Here is a 16,085-nt window from a genome sequence, read left to right on the forward strand (position 1 = left end):
TATTCATATAAATACTGTATGAAGTGCATCGAGAAAGGAGGTCCGAACTCATGGAGCTTGAGTTCAACCACATGGTGAACGAGAAGGAGACGTATTGCACCTGCCCACATTGTGACGAAGTCTTTCGCATCAGCACACTCAAACTCCAAAGCGGTCTTCCGGTGGCTGAGTGTCCTCATTGTCTGCGTAGGATAGAGTTCCCCTCTGTCGACGCTTAAGCTCTGTTTGCAAAACGAACGGATGGAGGGTGATACGTCCGTCACCCTCCACATTTGACTTTGCCCCGAGAATTCGTAGAATGTGTTCAGACGTCCGAACTGTATCGAGGTTACGATGCATTCGATGGACGTATGAATCCCCGGCAAAAAAGAGAAATATCCATCCTTTTGAATGAAAACTCGTATATTTCCATGAAAGAATTAGCGCGCGTGTTGGCGTGTTCCGAACAACCTAGAAAAATCATGCGTATGTCCGGGGCGGAAAGCGATATAAGTCCCGTTTTTTCCGAAATCTGCGGAAACACGTGGAGACTTATATTGAGATTTGATACGACATGATCTAAGTTGATAAAAGCGCTTTATCGAGGGGGCGAATATGGTGAAACTTTTGGCCATCACATCTTGTCCAAATGGAATTGCGCATACGTATATGGCGGCCGAAAAGCTCGCCAAGGCCGCCGAGGAATTGGGTATTGAAATGAAGGTGGAGACGCAAGGTTCCATCGGCGTTGAAAACGAATTGACCGCTGAAGAAATTGCCGCGGCGGATGGCATCATCATTGCCGCGGACAAAACGGTGGACAAGTCTCGGTTTGTAGGCAAGCGAGTTCTCGAGGTTCCGGTAGCCGATGGTATCAAGCGCCCACAGGAATTGATTGTTGAGTTTCAAAACGGAACGGTTCCAGTATATGGACAAGCGTCCCGAGACCATTTGAAGTCTATCGAAGAATTGAAGAAAGAGCGCAAGTCGAAACAGAACCCTATCTACCGGCATTTGATGAACGGTGTGTCGTATATGATTCCCTTCGTCGTCGTCGGCGGGTTGTTGATTGCGCTTTCGTTGGGATTTGGCGGTCATCCGACGGCACATGGGATGGCTGTCACACAGGGCTCTTTCTGGGACCACGTATTGCAGGTTGGTACTGCTTCGTTTACCTTCATGGTGCCCATTCTTGCTGGATTCATCGCCACGAGCATTGCCGACAGACCTGGACTTGTGCCAGGCATGATTGGCGGGTATATCGCCGCAAACGGAAGTTTCTACGGCAGCACTGCAGGTGCCGGATTTCTCGGCGGCATTGTGGCAGGTTTCCTTGCAGGGTACGTAGCAAAGTGGATTAAATCCTGGAAAGTGCCGCAGATGATTCAACCTATCATGCCGATTCTTGTCATTCCAATTATNTCCAGTGCCATTGTCGCGGCCATATTCATCTGGGTGCTTGGTTATCCGATTGCGATGGTGTTCTCCGACCTACAGTCCTGGCTGCAGAGCATGCAGGGTGCAAGTAAAATTGTGCTGGCACTGATTCTCGGTGCCATGATTGCCTTTGACATGGGTGGACCTGTCAACAAGGTTGCATTTCTGTTTGGCTCTGCCATGATTCAAAGCGGCCAGTACTTTATCATGGGACCGATTGCCGTGGCGATTTGTATTCCGCCGCTCGGCATGGGGCTCGCTACGTTCCTGAGTAAAAAACGCTATACCAAGGAAGAACGCGAGGCAGGCAAGGCGGCGTTTGCCATGGGACTTGTGGGAATTACGGAAGGTGCCATCCCCTTCGCAGCTGCGGATCCGCTGCGCGTGATTCCTAGCATTATGATTGGTTCCATGGTCGGTTCCGTGATTGCCATGCTGTCTGGTGTCACGGATCACGTGCCGCACGGTGGACCCGTCGTTGCTGTGGTACGGGCTGTGGACAACGTTCCGATGTTCTTTGTGGCCATTCTCGTTGGCATTGTGGTCACCGCGCTTCTCGTCAATGCGCTGAAAAAAGAAGTGACAGAATAAGAAACGCGAGAGATATGAGCACCGAAGGGGCTGCTCCAAAAGTGCCGACAGCACGGAGGGGCAGTCCCTTTGTATTTGGACGCGAACAGCGCAGGAGAGTGCGAGTACGGGCATTACCCTCGACACCATTCGTTCGCAACGGCGTCCAAATAGGTGGAGGCATCCTTCAAGCGTTCGACCTCTGCGCGGACGGAAAAAGCGATGTGGTTCAGTTGGCGTTGTCTTGCGGCCAAGGCGCGGTGCATCTCGGTGGGCGCGGGGCCTCCTGGCACGTTGCGTACCTCAACGAAATGAACAGGATCCATGGCTCGCTGGACGATGTCCGGAGACAGCTGCAGCGGATGCCCTATCACCTGGGAGGCGGCCTCGTCAATCAAGCTGCTCGTCACCTGTGAAGCGTCCAGTTGTCGTTCCACCGCCATCTTCACCACGTGACTGGCAATCGCATGAGAACTTCGGAACGGAATGTTGGCTTCCCGAACCAATGTGTCGGCGAGCTCTGTGATGGTCGCAAAACTGTGTTTGGTGCGGTTGAGCAACAACTCCTTGTTCACATCCACCGTCCCGACAACCACAGCACAGAGGCGCAGAATCTGATCCGAGAGGCGAAAACCATGCCAAAGGTGAGGCTGCAGGTCGTCCTCTGTGTCCACGATATCGCCAAACGGCGTATTGTGAAGCATTTGGAGGACAGTCATACAACGACCAACTCCACTCGAGCTGAGCGAGCGAATGTGTTCCAAAGACACAGGGTTTCGTTTTTGAGGCATGATGGAACTGACCTGTACGTACGGGTCTGCAACCCGAATGGATCCAAATTCCTGTGTAGACCACAGCAGCAGATCTTGGACAAAGCGCCCCATCCCGATAAACAGCACCTGCAATGCCGCTGCTGCTTCTCCCAGGTAGTCCGCCCCGCCGATGGCGTCGTATGCGTTTTCTACCAAGCCGTTGAATCCGAGTAATTGCGCCACCCGTTCCCGGTTTACCGGGAAGCCGGAGGTGGTCAACGCCGCCGCCCCAAGCGGACTGCGGTTACAAGTGTCGTAGGCAGCTTGCAGACGTTTGACGTCTCTGGCGACGGCATCAAACACGGCTGTCAAGTAGTGGGCGAACGTCATCGGTTGAGCTTGTTGGGTGTGGGTATAACCGAGCATGATGGTGTCCACATGCTGATTCGCCGTATCCACTAGCGTCTGTAAGAATGCAGAGGCGGATTGGATGGTATCCAATAGCTGTTGACGCAGCGCCATCCGGTACATGGCGACGCCCATGTCGTTGCGGCTGCGCGCGATATGTAAACTGCCACCAATCTCGCCGGCAGTTTGCATGATTTGACTCTCGACAAGAAAGAACAAGTCTTCGTAACGACCATCGTAGGCAGTTTCCTGCAGTTTCAGAATATCCAGTGCCTGAATCCCACTCATAATCCGCTCTGCTTCATGGCGTTTGAGCAGGGATTGTTCCACCAGCATGACGAGATGTGCTTTATGGATTGCGAGCATGGGGGGCAGAAGGACAGTTTTGGCGTTGTCGTAGGCGGGAGCGAGCACGACTTCGGCATAGGTGGCGCCAGGGAACGAATGCCCTTCACGGTTCAGAATACCCTCTTTCAACTTCATCTCGCTGGCCTCCAAGTCATTTGTCAATCTAAATATATGATTCGAAATTAAATATAAATGAGTGTCGACAGTGTTTTTGCTCGAGGACAATGCATCAATTGTTAGATGATTTCATTAAATTGAAATTGATAGATGATACGCGGATAGAACACTCGCCGAACTAGAGGCCGAATTCAAGGGGGGACTCACAATGAATCGCGGAATGGCCAAGCTCTGTGCTGTCGGCTCCGCCACCCTATTTGCGACAGGCATCGTCGTCGGTTGCGGTGGCAACAGCGGGACCGATTCGAACCAGGTGACCATTACTTACTGGCAGTACACGTTTCCATCCAAAGTGACGGAGATGAAAAAACTGATCCAGGCATTTGAGAAACAGAACCCGGACATCAAAGTGGTGGAACAGGATTTTCCGTACGACCAGTACAACCAGAAGGTGACCGCGGCGATGCATGCGGGCAAGGGCCCGGATGTGCTGAACCTCTACTACGGTTGGATTCCACAATATGTGAAACAGGGGTACTTGCAACCGATTCCGCAGGACTTCATGAGCACAGTGGATATCAAGAACTACTACATACCGATGGTGCAGACTTCGGCCGTGGACGGGAAGTACTACGCGCTGCCGACGGCGGTTCGGACGTTGGCGCTCTTCTACAATAAGGATCTGTTCCAAAAAGCAGGGCTAGATCCGAACAAACCACCAACCACGTGGGACGAGTTAATCCAAGACGCGAAAAAGATGACCATCACCAATTCCAATGGTCAGTTCCAACAGGAAGGTTTCGCCTGGGATGTTTCCGGCCAAGGCTATCACACGTTTGAAGAGATTCTGCTGCGCCAGTTCGGCGTAACGCCGTTCAGCGAAGACGGCAAGCAGGTGTTGTGGGATGCCTCGCCGAACGGACTGGCCGCGTTCCAATATTGGACCGACATGGAGACGCAGGACAAGATTGGGTCAGACTCGTTCCTCAGTGCCTACAACACAGCGTTTGAGGCCGGAAAGGCCGGCATGATGATTGACGGATCGTTTGACATTGCAGCCGTGAAGAAAGCGGCGAAGTTCGACTGGGGAGTGACAACCATACCGGTGCTGAAGCCAGGTGGCGTGCAATCGAACTTCGGGTCTTTCTGGGTGAATGGAATCGCCAAAGGGGTCACCGGGAAGAAGCTCGAGGCGAGCGAGAAGTTCTTGAAGTTCTTGATTTCCGAAGACACAGAGAAAGACTGGCTGCAAAACGTTGGAGAGCTTCCTGCCGCGAAATCGCTGTCGAACGATTCGTCGATAGTCAGCGACCCTATCTACGGCCCGTTTGTCAAAGGGTTGCAAAGCGCGCATGCCACATTCTTTGTCAATGAAACACAGGAACGCCAGGATATGATTGACGCGGTGAGCAAGATCAACCTTCAACATGCAGATGTCAAGCAGACGTTTGCAAACTTGGTGAAACAAGAGCAGACCATTCGCGACCAGTATTTCAACAAACCGTGATGTCGTTCGCAACCAGCGGCGGGCGCCGGGGAGAGCCCTTGGGTTGTCTCGGTGTTCTGGCCACGACAGAGGGGGGATGAGGATGACGCCCACACCCGTCAGCGTCTCACAGTTACCATTGCGGGGCGTGACGCTACGGACCAGACGTACCTTGACAGCCTATTCCTTTCTGCTCATTCCACTCTTGTTTTTTGTGTGCATTCGAATCGCTCCGATGATCTACGCCTTCGCCATGTCCTTTACAGAGCAGAATGAGTCTGGATTTACGCTGAGCAACTACCAGCAATTGATACACGATGGTACGTTTTGGCGTGCGGCGCTCAACACACTGTTGTACGTGGTCATCACAGTACCGTTGCAAATGGCCATCGGCCTGTGCATCGCTCTGGCCGTGGAACGGGTCCAGAGCCTGCGGTGGTTCTATCGTATGGTGTACTTTCTACCGTACATCACCTCCACGGTGGCGGTCAGTTGGGTATGGAGACTGATGTACGACGCGAACACGGGCTTGTTGAACGAAGTGCTGAGTTGGTTTCACATTCCGCCTCAGGGGTGGTTGTCTTCCCCGTCACAGGCCCTGGTGTCCGTAAGTATTGTGATGATCTGGCAAGCTGCTGGATTTAACATGTTGATCTTGTTGGCTGGGCTCAAGGCCGTGCCTCGCCATTTTTACGAAGCGGCGCAACTCGACGGTGCTGGAAAGTGGAACACGTTCTGGCGTGTGACGTGGCCTCTGCTCAACCCAACCATTGTGTTCTTGGCTGTTACGGGTGTCATTACAGCGTTGCAGACTTTCACGCAAATTGAGAACCTGACAGCCAGCAGCGGGCAAGAAGCGGGTGGCCCTCTGCACAGTACGTTGAGTGTGGTGGTCTACATGTACGACTCCGCTTTCAGCAATTTTAACTTGCAATACGCATCCGCCATCGCGGTGTTCCTCTTTCTCTTCATCCTTTTGGTGACCGTTTTGCAACTGCGCGTGCTCAACAAAGCGTACGAGTATTAGGGCAGCGGGGGCCAGGTGTGACAGCGACTGCGGTACATAGCCGAGGAGAAGCGAGGGTTGCTGGACATGAAACGAAAGTTTGATGTTGTGGCTTTGACACTCCACATGGTGTTGTGGATTGGGGTCGTGATTGTTTCTCTCCCTTTCGTGTGGATGCTTTTGTCGTCCGTCAAGAGTCTACCTGACTTCTATACGTTTTCATTTTTTCCGCATTCGATAGACTGGTCCGGTTACCTATACGTCTTTCAACAAACCAATTATTTACGCTGGTACCTGAACAGCCTCATTGTTGCGGTGTGCGTGACGACCAGTGGTTTGGTGTTCGACTCGCTCGCGGGCTATGCCTTGGCGAAGTACAAGGTGCCTGGAGTCACCGCCGTGTTTCTATTGATTTTAAGTACGCTGATGATTCCTACGGAGATGTTGGTCATTCCATGGTACGTGATGGGCAGTCAATTGAACTGGATAGATACATTTTGGGGCGTGATGTTTCCTGGCATGATGGAGGCGTTCGGCGTATTCCTGATGCGTCAGTTTATGCTTGGCGTGCCAAATGACTTGTTGGACGCGGCGCGAATCGACGGTTTAAGCGAGTTCAAGATTTGGTGGCGCGTGGCCATGCCGCAGGTCAAACTAGCGCTGTCTGCCCTCGGCATATTGACGTTTCTGGGGAACTGGAACGCATATTTATGGCCGGTCATTGCCACGACCACCGATCCGATGCGCACACTGCCGGTTGGTATTTCGTTGTACGCGAGTGCTGATAACGGCGGCATTCAGTGGAACACGATTATGGGCATGAGCACCCTCGCGGTGATACCCATCATCATCGTTTTCTTGGTCTTCCAGAGAAGGATTGTCGAGGGTATCGCGTTGACCGGAGTGAAGGGCTAACTCGATGGAGTCGAGGATTCGGTAAGCAGAGAAACCGTGCTGGGACGCCAAACTCAGTACAACACGATGCACCGAAACATCGTCTCGCTGAAGTGGAGGAGGTTACTGATGGCAAGGTTGTTTGAAGTGGAGCGTGTTCGAGATCAATTCCCTGCTCTACGCCGTACATACAAGGGGCAGCAGGTGGTGTATTTCGATGGTCCGGGTGGGTCTCAGGTGGTCCAATCGGCGATGGACGCCATGGTGCAGTACATGTCTCGCGGGGGAGCCAACTTGCATGGCGTGTTCCCCAGCAGCGTTGAGACAGAGCAGATGACTGCGGATACAAAATCAACCGTTGCGGCGTTCCTGAACGCTGCCGCAGACGAAGTGGCCTTTGGACCGAACATGACCACGCTGAACCTGGCCATTTCACGAGCACTTTCGCGCACTTGGGAGGCGGGCGATGAGGTCGTGGTGTCCGAGTTGGATCACCGCGCCAACGTGGACCCTTGGCTGCTCGCGGCCCGCGACCGGGGCGCAGGGGTCAAGTGGCTCACGGTGAATACGGAAACGTTGACGTTGGATTTGGACCATCTCGAAGACGTCATCACGGAAAGGACGAAGCTGGTGGCTGTGGGTCTGGCGTCCAACAGCGTCGGTACCATTACGGATGTGCGGCGGATTGCCGCCAGAGCCCATGAAGTGGGCGCGTTGGTTGCCGTGGACGCGGTACACGCTGCACCACATCTGGTGATTGACCGGGACGCACTTGGCGCGGATATCCTGCTGTGTTCCGCGTACAAGTTCTTTGGTCCGCATGTCGGCATCGCGGTGATTCGCCGCGAGCTGTTTGAGGAGCTGGACGTGTACAAGTTGCGTCCGGCACCGACTGATATCCCCGAAAAATTGGAAACCGGAACCCAAAATCACGAAGGCATTGCTGGCGTCGGCGCGGCCATCCGGTTCATCGGTTCTCTGGGGGCGGGGGCTACGCTGCGAGACAGACTGGTGAACGCCATGACCACCATTGCACAGCACGAAGATGCTCTCGCACGAAAGTTGCGCCAAGCGCTGCGCGACATGCCAGGGGTCACTGTGTATGCCGCTCCCCATCCGCACCGAAAAACGCCGACCATCGCCTTCCGCGTGGATGGTCTGACACCTCGGCAAGTCTGTGAAGCGCTCGTAGAACAGTACGGCATCTTTGTGGCAGATGGCGATTTCTATGCAACCACGCTTGCGGATAAGCTGGGTATCAACACATCCGGCGGCTGGATTCGCGCGGGTCTGGCGCCGTACAACACGGACGATGAAGTAGATACGCTCATTGAGGCGATGGAGCACGTGGTACGGGCGCGAACATGATAGCGTGGCACGGCGTGTTCACTATGATCTTTATCTTTTATCTTGATTCGACTATCCGATTTGCAGCAAGCGCTCGAGCGGAACCAGGAAGCGCTGCAATTCCAGCTCGCGCAGCGTCTCTGCAGCACGCTTCAACTGTAACTGCAGTTTGCAGTCTTCCAAGGTCAGTGACAGGGGTACGTCTGTCACAATGGTGGCGAGTTTCTTGCTGAGCAGGGCGAGGTCTCGGTGGGCCTCCAGCTTGTCCCGCAACTTTCCTTTCACGGTGTGGCAGTTTTCGAGGAGATGCTCCACGCTGCTGTATTCTGCGAGCAGCTTCAGCGCGGTCTTTTCACCGATGCCTGGCACGCCTGGAATGTTGTCGCTGGTGTCGCCCATCAATCCCTTTAAGTCAATCCATTGCGCCGGTGTGAGTCCGTACTGCTCGCGGAGTGTGTCTGGAGTGTACAGGTCCACCTCTGTGATGCCGCGTTTCATGATGGCGACGGTGACGTTGTCGCGCACTAACTGCAGGGCATCTCGGTCACCAGTCAAAATGAGGACCTGGTGTCCCTCGTCGGAAGCGCGGTGGGCGAGTGTGCCGATGATATCGTCCGCTTCATACCGTTCGTCGAAGTGCTGGGGAATCCCAATGGCTTCAAGCACGTTTTGCGTCGTGGTGAATTGGGGGTGCAGTTCGTCCGGGAGTTCTCCGCGCGTGCCTTTGTAGTCGGAGTAAAGCTCCCGGCGAAACGTATCCCGCGAGACGTCCCACGCCACAAACGCGTACCTTGGCCTCACGCGCTCCAGGGCGCCAATCATCATATTCAAGAATCCAAACACGGCATTGGTGTATACGCCTTGCGTCGATTGCATTAAACGCCGTCCGTAGGCACTTGCAAAAAATGCGCGAACGAGGATAGATGAGCCATCCATAATTAGAAAATCCGCTTGTTTCACGAGAACGTCTCCTTTGGTTGACAGTTCTTTCATTATAGCAAACCCAGTGGATTTACATGGCTCGCAAATCGTGGTACATTGAGGGCATCAATTGCATAGTTCGGCGCTAGGGGTGCCATGACGGCTGAGAAGCGAGCGGATCGCTAACCCTTTAAGACTCGATCTGGGTAATACCAGCGGGAGGAAGTGCCACCGACCTGATTCGGACAGTGTGCCTCTGTGATGCGCCAGTGCATTCGCAGAGGCTTTTTTACGTACACCGTTGGTCGTGGCTGGTGGAGCGCCAGAAACCAAGGGGGAATCATAGCATGTGGAAGTTGCGAGACATTGTGGTCACGGTGATTTTGTCAGTTGTCTGCGGTGCTATTTACATGGGATGGGATTGGCTGGCCACGTTGACAGGGAGCGCGTCTCCATGGCTCCTCGGACTCATGAACGGTGTTTGGTGGATTGCGTCTGTGTTGGTCGCTTATATTGTGCGTCGTCCAGGCGCGGCTTTTCTGGGAGGTGCGGTCAGCGCCCTCTTTGAGTGGGCGTTCGGAAGCCCGTACGGGGCAAACGCATTGATCTCCGGCCTTCTTCAAGGCGGGGGCACCGAAGTCGGTCTGTTGCTGTTCGGTTGGAAGCGGTACAGCACATCTGTTCTGATGTTCGCGGGCGCTTTTGGTGGTGTTGGAAACATCCTGCAGTGGTACTTCCAGTATGGGGGAGGCGAGTTCTCGCTGACCAACCAGCTGGGCTACATCATCACCACGCTCATCAGCGGCGCCATCCTCGCTGGTTTGTTGCCGAAGTGGATTGACGACGCGCTGTACCGGACCGGGGTTCTCCGCAATTTTGAAATTGGCAAGCAAATGAGGGCGTTGTCCAAATGATTGACCAGCGCCAACTCACACGAAAGGCTCTCCCGATGCAACCCCGGGAGAGCCTCATCCGCTTTGATGATGTGTCCATCGCATATGAGGAACAGAGCAAGCCTGTGATTCACGACGTGTCCTTTCAAGTTCGGGAAGGGGAGTCGGTGCTCTTTCTTGGCCCGAGCGGTTGCGGAAAGAGCACGTTGGCGATGCTCTGCGCGCGACTCATTCCTTCGTCCGTCGAAGCACAGGTGAAGGGCGAATTACACTACCATCCGTCGCTCTGCAGCACGGGCGGCATCGGTTACGTATTCCAGGATCCGGACGCGCAGTTTTGCATGATTCACGTGGACGACGAAGTGGCGTTTGGGCTTGAAAATGTTGGCGTACCCCGCGAGAACATGCATTCCGTGATCCGTGCGTCTCTGGACACTGTGCATCTGGACGTGCCGATGGACGCACAGCACGCGACGTTTTCGGGTGGGATGAAACAGAAACTCGCGGTGGCGTCCGCGCTGGCACTCAAGCCAAAACTACTGATCTTTGACGAACCGACGGCGAACTTGGACCCGCTTTCCACCCGGGTGGTCTTTGAGCAGATTGCGCGCCTGCACGAGCAGGGGCAGACGCTGATTGTCATTGAACACAAGTTCCATGCGTTGCTCCCACACATGGACACCGTGGTCCTTTTCGACCGGGACGGCACCGTCCACCGCGTGGGACCCACCCGTGAAGTGCTCGCCGAGGAGTGGACGTGGATGGTTGACGCTGGTGTGGTTCCCGCGTGGAAAGGCAAGCCTGCGTGGTTGGTCACGGGCACCCGCTCTGCACTGGAATCCGCTTATCAACCGATGCAACCACGACAGCGGGGGAGGTCCGTTCCAGTCGACAAACCCGCCATATCTCTACATGGCTTGTCCCTGCAGTACGGCGAGCGCACAATCTGGTCCAACGTCGACCTGACGATTCCCACCGGGGCGTTCGTCGCGGTGGTGGGACCGAATGGCGTAGGGAAGTCGTCTCTGTTGCAGGTAATGGCTGGGCTGCAAAAGCCCGCGTCGGGGCAGGTCACATGGTTTGGGCGAGCGCTCAAGGATTTGTCGGCAACGGAAAAGCAGCGGATACTCTCCTTCTGTTTTCAAAATCCAGAGTATCAGTTTATTTACGAACGGGTTGGCGATGAGTTGGCCAACGGCGTTGTCCAGGGGGACTTGCCAACGCAGGTGTCTCGGTTGCTGGAGGAGTTCGGACTCGCCGGACTGGAAGATCACAGTCCATTTGCATTGAGCCAGGGGCAGAAGCGGCGCCTGAGCGTGGCGGCCATGGTTCGTGAAGAACACGACCTCTACCTGTTGGACGAACCCACGTTTGGTCAGGACGCGCGCACGCAGTTGGCCATTCTCGAGAGACTCGCGCAACTGCAGGACCAAGGCAAGACCGTCGTCATCACGACGCACGACATGGACCTCGTGCGATCCTACGCGACCCACGTGGCTGTGCTATGTGACGGTGGCATCGCGTTTTTCGGCTCGCCAGACGACCTATGCGAACGTCCGGACGTCTTGCGCCGGGCTCATTTGCTCGCTGACGTGGAAGCGCTAGACTCCACACCGGAACAGCAACCGCAGCCAGTGCAGCTGCGGAGCAGCGGATCCAACCAACCAGTGAACATTCGTGGCCAGCGCGGTCTTGCCAAGTATCTGAATCCACCCTTATCCATGCTCGCTGTGGTGGCCACTGTGTTAGTTGGGATTGCTGCGCGAGAACTTCCACAGACCCTGGCGCTGTTCGTTTGGGCTGTGTTGTTGCTGCTTGTAGTTCCAGGGCTGAGCCCATGGAAGGTGTTGAAACGTCTGTCTCCATTCCTCGGCTTTTATGTGTTATACATTTGGTCGTTTGCCGCCTTTTCAGCGGTTCCGCCGGGTGCAAAATCACTGCATGTCCTCTGGTACCACATCAGTCTGCCTGGACTCATGAACGGCGTCGTCCTGGCATTTCGCATGTTGGCGGCTGTCGCAATGGGGGTACTCTTGGTCGCCAGCACTGAGATGACTTCGTTCATCGTCGGTGTGTGCCAAAACTTTCGCCTTGCCCCCAAGTTTGCTTACGGCATTCTTGCTGGATTGCGACTGGCGCCCTTGTTTCAGAGCGAGTGGACAAAGCTGAGACAGGCGAGGCAGTTGCGGGGCAAAGACGCGCGTTGGCCTTGGATGCGTCCGGTCACGTATGCGCTGCCGCTATTGACGCAGGCCATTCGAATGAGCGAGCGCGTCGCCACCGCGATGGAGGCGCGCGGGTTTGTCGGAGCGGCCGCGAATTCTGCACAGGGGCGAACGTTCTACCGCGACATTCGCATTCATTGGTGGGACTGGGTGTACGTGGTTGCCGTCCCAGGGGTAGCTCTGGCACTCATCCTTGTGTTGAAATAGTGCGCTTCTGTCGGGTCCCATTCGTTTGATAGCGTTGAACGTGGAACTCATGCGAGCAACGCCAACACCAGACCGATTCAACAATGCATGGAGCGTCTCTTTCTGTCTGTAAACACCGTGGATGGAAGAGACGCTCCATGAAATTTTTGAGAAACCACCCCCACAAGCCACGGACTTGTGAACGGATTTGGTAATATTCGCAAAAATCATACATATGTGTAAACGGACTTTGATACGGGGCGGAATGAATTTCGCACCCGTCTATGTGTTGTATACATATACGCTTTGGAATCTTTTTCGTGTTACGAGGGCATGTCATGATATCTTGGTGACTACATGGCCCATCCATACCATGTCACGACGATGGGAGGCATGTGCCGTGCTCGAGGCAAAGAATCCATGGCGGTTGCGCAGTGGCGCTGCGGCCATGGATGCAGCTGGTGATTCGATTGACCAGGAAATCTACCGCATGGATAACCTGGTCGCTGGTGCTGTCAGCGGCGGCGCAGACGCATGGATGGGCGATGGGGCCTCTGCGTGTGTGCAGGCGTTCCAGAAACAAGTGACTGCCTTCCGTCGAACCACAAACGCCTTGCGCGAGGCCTCCAGCGTGCTAAAGTGGCTGGCAGATAGGGCGGAAGAAATCAACGCATTGCGAGACAAGGCTCGCGCGCTACGGCAAGAGGCAGATAGGATTTCGGCAAGTGTCGCCACCTTGGACCCGCAAGGCAGATTATCATCTTGGAGGAGAAATTGGACTGGCACTAAACAAGCGGGTTCATCCATGGGATTGACAACACGAATTTCAGGTGCATTAACCGAAGGGAGCCGGCCTCGATAATACGGGGATTGGCTCCCTTTCTACTTCTGCACTTGGTACATCGGCTGTAGTCGTATGGTCACTCCGGAATCTCTTCACAGTCACCCATCAGCCCACTATCCCATATGTTGCTGCAAGCTTTTCAGCCTAGACTGTGGAGGAGGTCCAGTGCATGGCGCTGACGCTGTCCCATTGGATTTATTTATTGGTTGTGTTGCTGGTCATTGCCGGCATGGCGATGCGGCGTGGCGTGATTCCGCTGTGCGTTTTAGGAACGTTTGCAATGGGGTGGGTGTATACAGGGAGCTTTCTGAAAGCCGTCCAGACGCTGTACAAGGCATCCCTCATCAGCGCTCAGGTGCTGCTAGGGATTATCATCATCATCGCCATTATGATTGCGTTGCTGCGATTGCTTGAGCACATCGGTGCGGATCAATTGATCTTGAGACCGTTCCGAAACGTCTTTCGCGGTCCAGGTGTTGCATTTTGGGGAACGGGTTTGATAAAAGGGGTGGTGTCGGCGTTCGTGTGGCCGACACCGGCGACGATGAGGGTGATGAAAACGACTACGCGCGGATGTGAATCCGAACGTTGCCGTCAGGATACACCCAGATGGTGTCCACGACATAGCGGATCAATTCCTTGCGTTCTATGGGGGTAGCAATCTGCCAGGTTTGTTGAAAATCACGCATTTGTTCGAACGTCACTGGACTGTCGGAACGCGATTCCGAAAGACGCTTCAAGTGCGATTCCAGTATAGTTTGCTCTTCCGTAATCACACGAAGTTGTTCACCAAGGTCCTGAGCCGTGATGTTATCCGCATTGAACGCATCCATCCATTTTTTTCTTCGCACACGAAGGTTCTGCAACGCCTGCTGTACGGCTCGTACGACACGAAGTTCGTCTTTGTCGGGTATTTCTACCTCTGTCGATTCGAGCTTGTCCGCGGCAATCCGCTGTAATGCCTCCACCACGTGGGATTCCAGGACTTCGCGTTTCCACATCTTCATATTGCAAGTTCTCTTTTGGCGGCGTGCGTTGCACATGTAACCATAGTAGTCGTTGGCGCGACCATCGAGTCTGGCATGCGCGGTACGCCCAATCATCGGGCCTCCACACATGCCGCAGCGTAGGACTCCGACCAGGGGATGAATCCCCGTTCCACTGCGGGGAGGGACGCGACGGCGTTGCTTCATAAGTTGTTGCGCACGGTTGAATGTTTCCTCCGAGATGATGGGCTCATGGGCGCTGTTCGCAATGACCATCTCTTGGTTTGGCGTCTTGGATTTGTTTCCATATCGGACGTAACCGCAGTAGATCGGGTTTTTGAGCATGTGATGGACAACCTTCATAGACCACGCACCCCCGTTGCGAGGTCGGGGCACATGATTCTCCGGAGTATTGAAATACTTGACAATCCGGCTGATTCCGTTTCCTGCGAGGTACAAATCAAATAGGGTGCGAACCACGTATGCCTCGGTTGGATGCACAAACAACATGCCGTCACGCAGTGCATACCCATAAGGAGGCGTATGGCCGAAGTACTTTCCTTCCCGCACCATTTGTGCCTGGCCGAGATGGACGCGCTCCCCGATGGTTTCCCGTTCCCACTGCGCGAGGGCTCCGACGATGGTGATAAAAAGTCGCCCCATCGCCGTCGTGGTGTCGAACACTTCTGTGGCGCTTTTAAACCCCACGCCCGCCTGCTCAAACATGTGTAACATTTCATACAAGTCGCGAACAGAACGCGTCAGACGGTCCAGTTTGTAAACCAACACGACGTCGACCTTGTTGTCTCGGATATCTGCGAGCATTCGTTGCAGTTCCGGGCGTTCCATATCCTTAGCCGAAATGCCCTCGTCCGTGTACACGTCCGCAACCGTCCATCCCTGACTCGTACAATATGCGCGAAGCCGATGCAGCTGCGCGTCAAGGGAGTATCCTTCCAGCGCCTGTTCCTCTGAGCTGACTCGCGTGTAGATGGCCACCCGCATACAATCACCTCGTTCTAGTTTACGGTAGCGGGTTTGTTCGAATGTGACGCCACGAAGTGGATAGAAAGTGACCAAGCGGACCGGTCATAGCCTAGCGTGGGGGGATGGAGATGGAAGTCAAAGTGAGTACAGTGGGGGATTTTACCCCCGAACACGCTCGGCGCATCCTCATGCTCTCTTACCGCATATGGAAACGGCATCTCCAAGAGCAGGCGAACAAGGAAGAGTCTAATCAGCCCGAGTCGAAGGACTAACGCCAGGCGGTACCGTGGTCCGTGTGTCATCGAGGATGGATGCACGTGGCATGTCTCATGCATCGAACACAACAAGAGAAGGCCGACAGCGTCGACCTTCTCCCGAGCTCTGGCAATCTGATGGAGTGGGAAGGGAGGTGTGTTTGGTTGGGCGTTGGGTTCGTTTGAATTGCCAGAGCTAGTCCGGGAAAGAAGCTGTCAGGGCGAAATACGCGTAGAAACCATACGCATACACAGGACGATGTTACTGTTCTTGTAGGCTGCTCAGCGGGACCTCCTGCTCGTTTTGCGGCTGATCCAGTGGATAAATCCGCGCGGTTTTGTTTTGCTCATTCACACGTTGAATGTAAACCGGAGTTCCGTTGTAAGTTACGTTCGCCATCACCGGGGAAGCAGCAATTTCTTGTGCGCGTTGTGCGTTCATCGT

The 16,085-nt window shown here is 54.5% G+C and carries 14 protein-coding genes and 1 riboswitch; of the genes, 10 read left to right on the forward strand and 4 right to left on the reverse strand.

Translation table 11 applies throughout. The features are described 5' to 3' along the window. The first annotated feature begins 594 nt into the window (after window positions 1–594). Window positions 595–2,007, forward strand: a complete 1,413-nt coding sequence (locus YWK_RS0100935; protein ID WP_281172212.1) for a PTS fructose transporter subunit IIC — start codon at window positions 595–597, stop codon at window positions 2,005–2,007. A gap of 113 nt (window positions 2,008–2,120) precedes the next feature. Here YWK_RS0100935 and argH read toward each other — a convergent pair whose 3' ends face one another. Next, a complete protein-coding gene (argH, locus tag YWK_RS0100940; RefSeq protein WP_026963305.1) occupies window positions 2,121–3,629 on the reverse strand; it encodes an argininosuccinate lyase in 1,509 nt (502 codons plus the stop codon). A gap of 190 nt (window positions 3,630–3,819) precedes the next feature. Here argH and YWK_RS0100945 point away from each other — a divergent pair, with 190 nt between their 5' ends. From YWK_RS0100945 to YWK_RS0100960, 4 genes are all read left to right on the forward strand, one after another. Further along, on the forward strand, window positions 3,820–5,118 hold the full coding sequence (locus YWK_RS0100945) for an extracellular solute-binding protein (protein WP_035465658.1): 1,299 nt from the start codon (window positions 3,820–3,822) through the stop codon (window positions 5,116–5,118). A gap of 82 nt (window positions 5,119–5,200) precedes the next feature. After that, on the forward strand, window positions 5,201–6,124 hold the full coding sequence (locus tag YWK_RS0100950) for a carbohydrate ABC transporter permease (RefSeq protein WP_051374837.1): 924 nt from the start codon (window positions 5,201–5,203) through the stop codon (window positions 6,122–6,124). A 66-nt stretch (window positions 6,125–6,190) separates the two neighbouring features. After that, the gene (locus YWK_RS0100955; protein WP_026963308.1) at window positions 6,191–7,018 is read left to right on the forward strand and encodes a carbohydrate ABC transporter permease; all 828 of its coding nucleotides are present in this window, start codon (window positions 6,191–6,193) and stop codon (window positions 7,016–7,018) included. Window positions 7,019–7,126: 108 nt separating this feature from the next. Next, window positions 7,127–8,365, forward strand: coding sequence for a cysteine desulfurase-like protein (locus YWK_RS0100960; RefSeq protein ID WP_026963309.1), 1,239 nt, complete (start codon window positions 7,127–7,129; stop codon window positions 8,363–8,365). Between the two features lie 51 nt (window positions 8,366–8,416). Here YWK_RS0100960 and YWK_RS0100965 read toward each other — a convergent pair whose 3' ends face one another. Beyond that, window positions 8,417–9,304 carry a 5'-3' exonuclease gene (locus tag YWK_RS0100965; RefSeq protein ID WP_026963310.1) on the reverse strand — a complete coding sequence of 296 codons (888 nt, stop codon included), beginning with the start codon at window positions 9,302–9,304 and terminating at the stop codon, window positions 8,417–8,419. Between the two features lie 98 nt (window positions 9,305–9,402). After that, window positions 9,403–9,506: riboswitch (TPP riboswitch) on the forward strand. Between the two features lie 106 nt (window positions 9,507–9,612). On the opposite strand from YWK_RS0100965, the gene YWK_RS0100970 reads away from it, so the two are divergent. From YWK_RS0100970 to YWK_RS21275, 4 genes are all read left to right on the forward strand, one after another. Further along, the gene (locus YWK_RS0100970) at window positions 9,613–10,179 is read left to right on the forward strand and encodes an ECF transporter S component (protein WP_026963311.1); all 567 of its coding nucleotides are present in this window, start codon (window positions 9,613–9,615) and stop codon (window positions 10,177–10,179) included. Next, window positions 10,176–12,590: an ATP-binding cassette domain-containing protein gene (locus tag YWK_RS0100975; RefSeq protein WP_051374839.1), complete on the forward strand. Its 2,415-nt coding sequence runs from the start codon at window positions 10,176–10,178 to the stop codon at window positions 12,588–12,590. The genes YWK_RS0100970 and YWK_RS0100975 overlap by 4 nt, the downstream gene beginning before the upstream one ends. 379 nt (window positions 12,591–12,969) lie before the next feature. Further along, window positions 12,970–13,431 carry a WXG100 family type VII secretion target gene (locus YWK_RS0100980; RefSeq protein WP_026963313.1) on the forward strand — a complete coding sequence of 154 codons (462 nt, stop codon included), beginning with the start codon at window positions 12,970–12,972 and terminating at the stop codon, window positions 13,429–13,431. A gap of 151 nt (window positions 13,432–13,582) precedes the next feature. After that, window positions 13,583–14,071 (forward strand): hypothetical protein, encoded by a 489-nt coding sequence (locus tag YWK_RS21275; protein WP_026963314.1) that lies wholly within the window; start codon window positions 13,583–13,585, stop codon window positions 14,069–14,071. Here the strand turns inward: YWK_RS21275 and YWK_RS17665 are convergent. Next, complete coding sequence (locus YWK_RS17665) at window positions 13,977–15,404, reverse strand: recombinase family protein (RefSeq protein WP_051374841.1); 1,428 nt, start codon at window positions 15,402–15,404, stop codon at window positions 13,977–13,979. The genes YWK_RS21275 and YWK_RS17665 overlap by 95 nt on opposite strands. A 110-nt stretch (window positions 15,405–15,514) precedes the next feature. On the opposite strand from YWK_RS17665, the gene YWK_RS21730 reads away from it, so the two are divergent. Then, window positions 15,515–15,658: a hypothetical protein gene (locus YWK_RS21730; protein WP_156908991.1), complete on the forward strand. Its 144-nt coding sequence runs from the start codon at window positions 15,515–15,517 to the stop codon at window positions 15,656–15,658. Window positions 15,659–15,902: 244 nt separating this feature from the next. Here YWK_RS21730 and YWK_RS0101000 read toward each other — a convergent pair whose 3' ends face one another. Continuing rightward, the gene (locus tag YWK_RS0101000; RefSeq protein WP_026963315.1) at window positions 15,903–16,082 is read right to left on the reverse strand and encodes a small acid-soluble spore protein H; all 180 of its coding nucleotides are present in this window, start codon (window positions 16,080–16,082) and stop codon (window positions 15,903–15,905) included. Between the last annotated feature and the right edge of the window lie 3 nt (window positions 16,083–16,085).

The organism is Alicyclobacillus pomorum DSM 14955 (assembly GCF_000472905.1).
GTDB lineage: Bacteria > Bacillota > Bacilli > Alicyclobacillales > Alicyclobacillaceae > Alicyclobacillus_A > Alicyclobacillus_A pomorum.